At 70.4% G+C, this 3,986-nt stretch carries 4 protein-coding genes and 2 pseudogenes; 1 reads left to right on the top strand and 5 read right to left on the bottom strand.

The genetic code is table 11. The features are described 5' to 3' along the window. Together AC1DZ6_RS20775 and AC1DZ6_RS20770 are read right to left on the bottom strand one after the other, a co-directional pair. Positions 1 to 721, bottom strand: a pseudogene (locus AC1DZ6_RS20775) (hypothetical protein); the annotation flags it as partial. Positions 722 to 1,082: 361 nt separating this feature from the next. Continuing rightward, entirely contained in the window at positions 1,083 to 1,532 is a 450-nt protein-coding gene (locus tag AC1DZ6_RS20770; protein WP_477099031.1) for a DUF2214 family protein, read from the bottom strand. A gap of 116 nt (positions 1,533 to 1,648) precedes the next feature. On the opposite strand from AC1DZ6_RS20770, the gene AC1DZ6_RS20765 reads away from it, so the two are divergent. Continuing rightward, entirely contained in the window at positions 1,649 to 2,119 is a 471-nt protein-coding gene (locus AC1DZ6_RS20765; RefSeq protein ID WP_477099030.1) for a ribonuclease H family protein, read from the top strand. Positions 2,120 to 2,127: 8 nt separating this feature from the next. Here AC1DZ6_RS20765 and AC1DZ6_RS20760 read toward each other — a convergent pair whose 3' ends face one another. From AC1DZ6_RS20760 to AC1DZ6_RS20750, 3 genes and pseudogenes are all read right to left on the bottom strand, one after another. Then, a complete protein-coding gene (locus tag AC1DZ6_RS20760; RefSeq protein ID WP_477099029.1) occupies positions 2,128 to 2,508 on the bottom strand; it encodes a methylglyoxal synthase in 381 nt (126 codons plus the stop codon). A gap of 65 nt (positions 2,509 to 2,573) precedes the next feature. Beyond that, positions 2,574 to 3,149 carry a hypothetical protein gene (locus tag AC1DZ6_RS20755; protein ID WP_477099028.1) on the bottom strand — a complete coding sequence of 192 codons (576 nt, stop codon included), beginning with the start codon at positions 3,147 to 3,149 and terminating at the stop codon, positions 2,574 to 2,576. Next, positions 3,146 to 3,986 (bottom strand): annotated as a pseudogene (locus tag AC1DZ6_RS20750) (hypothetical protein); the annotation flags it as partial. The pseudogene AC1DZ6_RS20750 and the gene AC1DZ6_RS20755, both read right to left, overlap by 4 nt.

The following is a 3,986-nucleotide window of genomic DNA, read 5'->3' as shown; positions in this document are numbered from 1 at the left end:
CGGCCTCTTTGGCCTCGTTCAGCGCGACCTCGGTCAGGGCGCGGTCCTTCAGGCGGGYGGCGCAGGCCAGCAACAGCTCGACGCGGGCGGCGCGCTGGTCGGCCAGCAGCAGGCGGGACGCTCCGCCCTTCACGCGACGCGCGGCCGACAGGCCCCGCAGCGGCGACTCGAAGGCCTCGGCGGCGGCCAGGGCGCGGTCCAGGTCGTTTTCGCCCAGGGCCACGCGGCCTTCCAGCCCGGCCAGCAGGGCCTCGGCCATCGCGCAGCGGTGGCCGGGCGCGGTCTTGGCCAGGGTCAGGGTGGCTCCGGCGGCGGCGTGCAGGCCCTCGTCGCCGAACAGGTCGGCGCCCAGGACGGCCAGGGTCGCCTGCTCGCAGCGGGCGGCGGCCAGGCTCTCTTGCTTATGCTCGGCTTCGAAGATCTTGGCGGCGGCCTCGGCCTGGGCCGCGCCCTTGCGCAGGGCGGCGGCGTCGCCCGAGCGGCGGGCCAGTTCGCGCCAGACGGTGGCGGCTTCCAGCAGACGGTGACCGCGATCCTTGGCGCCGATCCGGCCGGCGGCGACATCGGCCGAGCGGGCCTCGTTGACCAGCAGGCGCAGATCCAAGAGCTCCAGCAGCGAGGTGTCGCCGCCGGTCAGACCGTCGCGATGCGCCGCCGCCCTGGCGGGCGCCCCGGCGTCGACTCCAAAGAGCCTTTTCAGATCACGACCGAAATCAAACATCGCTGCGCACTCCGCACACGGACCGTCCCACGCCGGGACGTCCGGCAAGGGTTCAACGCTCGAGTAGCAAAGCCGGAGCCAACGCGCTTAACAAGCGGTTAATAGGTCCTAAGATGGCGTTAACCATAAATATTTGGAGCGTGTTTACACTTCGTTCCAAAATGCCGCCAAACCCCTGTTTTTGCACCGATTTGGCACAGTTCTTGCTTGGTGGATCTTTACGGGAAGCGCGGATGGGCGCGCCTGTTAGAACATTGTTCACCGAAGTGAAAATGACGTTAACCATGGTTTTTAACACCAGGTTTACTTTCCGTTCCGGCGCAGCTTCCCAGCCGCCGCCCGATCGGCGGGTCGCGGGCCGCTAGAGGCCGTAGCCGCGCGCCATGGCGGCGGCGAAGATCGGGATCAGAGCGAAGACGATCAGCTCCCAGCCAATCGCCCGCCGCACCTTGGCGACGTCCGAGTCGGAGGGTGTGAAGGCCGGATCGTCCTGGGCCTGCTTGCGCCATTTGAAGACGGCGATCGTCGGCATGATCGACAGCAGCCCCACCACCGCGAAGGCGGCGATCTTGGCCCAGAAGACCGGGTTCTCCAGATAGAAGGCCGGCCCCTTGGCGCCGAGATAGACGCGACAGAACCCCACCACCAGGATCAGTCCCGCCGTCGCCCCGTAGGCGGCGTCGATCCGTCCCAAGGTCCCCAGCGCGGCCCCGCTCAAGCCGGGCCTCACCAGGACTCGCTCCACGGCCAAAAGCCCCGCCAGCGACAGGATCAGCAGGTGGTGCAGTATGGCGAGTACGAGATCCGACATGCCAGGCTCCGACTCGGCGAACGGGAGGCGAGCATGCCTCGGAGAACAGCGTTCGTCACGGCGCCTCTGCCCTCCTCCTCTGGCCAGTTTCCGACCGCGCCTTTAAACAGGGGGCCATGACCGCCTCCGTCGATCTCTGGACCGCCTCGCTCTGCAAACCCGATCCCGGCTACGGCGGTTGGGCCCACGTGCGGCGCAACGCCGACGGGACCCTGGCCGGCGCGGCCGGGGGCGAGCGCCGGGTGAGCGGCGCCAGGATGGTGCTGACCGGGGTGATCGAGGCGCTGACGGCCCTGGCCGACCTGCCGGTCGGTACGGCGGTGACCCTGCACTTCAACGATCCCGCCCTGGCCGCCGAGCTCGTGACCAGCGACGGCGCCTACGCCCTCGCCGAGCCCGAGGCCTGGGCCGCCGCCCGCAAGCTGCTGGCCGCCCGCCCGGTGCTGGTCCTGTCGCCGCTGTCCGACACGACACCCGCCGCCGGCTTCCTGAAGGCCTGGGCCGACTTCGGCCTCGACACCGCCAAGACCCGGGGCACGTTCAAGGCCGCGATCCCGAGGCCGAACCTGCTGAAGTTCTCCGGCTAGGGAAGAGTCTAGCGCCCCGCCACGATCAGGTCAGCCGTGGCCGGGTTACAGGCGAAGGGGATGTCGGCCAGGGTCGCCATGCGGATCAGCGCCTTGACGTCGACGTCGTGCGGCTGCGGCGACAGCGGGTCGACGAAGAACACCAGCATGTCCAGCAGTCCTTCGGCCAGCAGGGCGCCCAGCTGCTGATCGCCGCCCAGCGGGCCGCTCTTCAGGCGCGTCAGGTCCAGCTGCGGCAGGGCCTCCAGGATCCGCCCGCCCGTTGTGCCGGTGGCGTAGAGTCGATGCTGAGACAGGAACGCCCGATGCGTCACGGCCCAATCGACCAGGGCCGCCTTCTTGTCGTCGTGAGCGACCAGACCGATGACGAGCGGCGCGTTGGCGGACATGGAGGTCTCCTGAACTGACGCTTCCTCCCTAGCCGCTTGCGACGGAAAAGGAAGAGCCGCGCCGCTCAGGAAAACCGGATCTTGGCCGGGGCCGAGAACTCCGGCGTCCCTTTCTCGACCAGCACGTTCTCGTGCAGCGACAGCTTGGCGCTGGCGGCGAAGATCCCCGCCGTGGCGCAGACGACCTTGCCGCCGCGCACCTCCAGCCGCACGCCCTTGACCTTCAGGGCCAGCTCGATCTCGAAGTCGAGGTCGGCGACCTTGACCGCGCCGTAGCGCAACTCGATGCGCGGCTTGTGGGTGGAGGCGATCTTGTGGTCGTCCAGATCCTGGAAGAAGGCGTCGTCGGGACGGACCTTGGACTCCTCGACGCATTTCTTGAAGCGCTCCAGCTTCATCCAGCCGTCGAACAGCACCTTCTCGACCGACAGGTCCAGCAGCTTGCCGACTTCGTCCCGGCACCCGCTCTCGACGTCTTTCCAGCAGGCGCTGGGGAACTTCTGGGCGGCCTGGGAGATGGCCTCGGCCAGGGGCGGGGCGTCCTTGCAGGCCTCCAGAGGATCGCCGCCGTCCTCGGCGAACAGGGCGCGCCAGGTCGTCGCGCCGCCGATCACGGACGGGTCCAGGGCCGCTTCGGTCATGGCGCGGTCTCCAGCGTGGGATAGTCCAGCCTCACCTCACCGCCGTCGGCGGCGCGTTCGAACCGGAGCGACACCGCCATGCCGGCGCGGGGCGGCCCGTCGGGCGTCAGGACCACGACGCCGGGGTCGGCGACCAGGGCGATGGCGGGCGTGCACGGCGAGGGCGCGGGCTGCGGCGTTGGCGGCGACGGCGGCCGCGCTCGGCCCAGCAGCCTGGAGAGGCCAAAGCCGCCCCCCGCCGCCACGGCCAGGGCGACCAGCCACGCCCAGATCGGGATCGACGGTTCCTGGGGCGGAGGCGGCGCTTGTTGCGGGACCACCGCCGGCGGCGGCGACGGGGCCGCAGGGGGCGGCGCGACCGCGACCGGCGGAAGATCGGGCTCGACGACGGCCACGGGCCGCACCGGCTCGGGCTCGACCGCTTTCGGCGTCAGCGGCGGCGGCGTCTGGACCGGCGGGTTCGAGACCACGGGCGGCTGAACAGGCGGCGGCGGTTTGACGACGGGCGGCGGCGGCTCGGCGACGGGCGGGGTCTGCAGAACCAGCGGCGGCTCGCCGCGCAGCCCGGCCTTGCGCCACGCGTCGGCCGTGCAGCGCCGCCAGCGCTCGGGCACGCCGGCATAGGCCGCGCAGGCGGCCTGGATCTCGGGGATCACCGCCAGCGGATCGGTTGGCGGCTTGGGCGTCGTCGGCGGCGTCTTCGGGCGGTTTCGCCACGCGTCGAGCATCTTGTCGATCTGGGGCGTGACGTCGATCGGCTCGCCGTTCAGCGCGGTGGTGATCGCGGCGGGAGCCTGGTTAGGCACCAGTTTGCCGGCGTCGTAGTCGATCTTGGGC

The organism is Caulobacter sp. P1_B12_2 (genome assembly GCF_056406675.1).
Note: the sequence above shows the minus strand (reverse complement) of the source record. Positions and strands in the feature narration are given on the sequence as shown.

Excerpts from the sequence above, each read along its gene's own strand:
- AC1DZ6_RS20770 (WP_477099031.1), bottom strand. The coding sequence starts at position 1,532 with ATGTCGGATCTCGTACTCGCCATACTGCACCACCTGCTGATCCTGTCG.
- AC1DZ6_RS20760 (WP_477099029.1), bottom strand. The coding sequence starts at position 2,508 with ATGTCCGCCAACGCGCCGCTCGTCATCGGTCTGGTCGCTCACGACGAC.
- AC1DZ6_RS20765 (WP_477099030.1), top strand. The coding sequence starts at position 1,649 with ATGACCGCCTCCGTCGATCTCTGGACCGCCTCGCTCTGCAAACCCGAT.
- AC1DZ6_RS20755 (WP_477099028.1), bottom strand. The coding sequence starts at position 3,149 with ATGACCGAAGCGGCCCTGGACCCGTCCGTGATCGGCGGCGCGACGACC.